Annotated in this window: 1 protein-coding gene; it reads left to right on the top strand. The window is 58.9% G+C overall.

Features of this window, described 5'->3' with window-relative positions; all coding sequences use genetic code 11:
• Nucleotides 1-320: 320 nt before the first annotated feature.
• A complete protein-coding gene (locus tag QWE_RS24230) occupies nucleotides 321-1,541 on the top strand; it encodes an IS110 family RNA-guided transposase (protein ID WP_167539715.1) in 1,221 nt (406 codons plus the stop codon).
• Nucleotides 1,542-1,629: the final 88 nt, after the last annotated feature.

The raw sequence follows: 1,629 nt of genomic DNA, 5'->3' as shown, positions 1-1,629 counted from the left end.
ATGCCAACTACTTCAGTGCGTCGCTTGATCTCGCCGTAAGACGCTCGATCGGATTTGTAACCGGTATAAGACCAGCGGTGGTGATGTCCTGCTGCAGTTCTGAGAATTGCGGCGTATGCTGTGAGCATCCGGGACAGAGGCACCGGGAGCACGAAGGTGCGGGCAGGCCGATACATTAGATGAGCTGTGAGCTCGTGTTAGTAGCTGGCCGCCTCTGCGACTCGCCCGGTTGCGCCGAGAGCGCGAATCCGTAGTTGTCGTGTCGCCCGCAGCTCCCGTTGTTCAAACGACAGGAGATGCTTATGCGACGGGTAATCGGAATCGATATCCACCGAACGTTTGGCGAGGTGGTTTTCTGGGAAGACGGCCGGCTCCGGCATGGTGGCCGCGTCGACATGACACGAACGGCTCTTGAGGGGTTCGGCAAGTCACTTACGTCGGCAGACGATGTTATCATCGAGGCGACGGGAAACTGCATGGCTGTCTCCCGCGTCCTTTCGCCGTTCGTGCGACGGGTCGTGATTGCTAATCCCCTGCAGGTGAAGGCGATCGCACAGGCGCATGTAAAGACCGACAAGATCGATGCTGGCACACTGGCCAATCTCTATGCTGCTGGATATCTGCCGGAAATCTGGACACCAGACGCCGCCACTGAATGCATGAGGAGGCTGGTGGCCCGTCGCTATCAGGTTGTGCGACATCGGACGCGGATTAAGAATGAGGTCCATTCTATCTTGAATGCTCACCTGATTCCAAAGTGCCCCCATGCCGACCTGTTCAACGGGCGCGGGCGGGAATGGCTTAAACACCAGCCTCTGCCTGAAGATGAGCAGATGGCGGTCCAGCGGCATGTACGCGAACTCGACAGGCTCGGTGAAGATCTTGCGCTGCTCGATCGGCAAATCGCCGAAGGTACGATGGATGATCCCGCGGTCAAACGGCTGCTCACGATCACAGGCGTCGACCTCACCGTCGCGACAGGATTGATGGCCGCCATAGGCAATATCGACCGCTTTGAAAGCCCGCAGAAGCTGGTCAGCTACTTCGGGCTCAATCCGCGAGTTCGCCAGTCTGGACTTGGCGCTGCCCACCATGGACGCATCAGCAAGATTGGTCGTAGTCATGCGCGGGCCATGCTGGTGGAGGCAGCATGGGCCGCAGCAAAAGCGCCAGGGCCACTGCACGCCTTCTTCGTCCGGATCAGAGCCAAACGCGGCCATCAGGTCGCAGCCGTCGCAGTGGCACGAAAGCTCGCGGTTCTGGTCTGGCATATGTTGACCAAGCAGGCGGACTATCTCTGGGCTCGCCCGAGTCTCGTTGCACACAAGCTTCGGGCACTGGAATTACTGGCCGGGAAACCACAGAAGAAGGGCAACAAGCCTGGCCCTGCCTATGCCTATAACGTCAAGAAGCTCCGCGACCAGGAGATGCGCGTCGCTGAGCAAGCGCAAAAGAGCTATGAACGCTTCGTCGAGACGTGGCGTCCGCGCCCGCCTGATGAAAAGGCGCGCGGACGCCTCAATCCGGCAAGGCTCGAGTGAGGTGGCCTGACGGTGCCTTCAGCCGATGCACCGCACTTCACCACGAAGTCATCCGCGCAGGAGAAAAATACCATATTTTTGAGCAAAA

Source organism: Agrobacterium albertimagni AOL15 (assembly GCF_000300855.1).
Classification (GTDB): domain Bacteria; phylum Pseudomonadota; class Alphaproteobacteria; order Rhizobiales; family Rhizobiaceae; genus Allorhizobium; species Allorhizobium albertimagni.
Note: the sequence above shows the minus strand (reverse complement) of the source record. Positions and strands in the feature narration are given on the sequence as shown.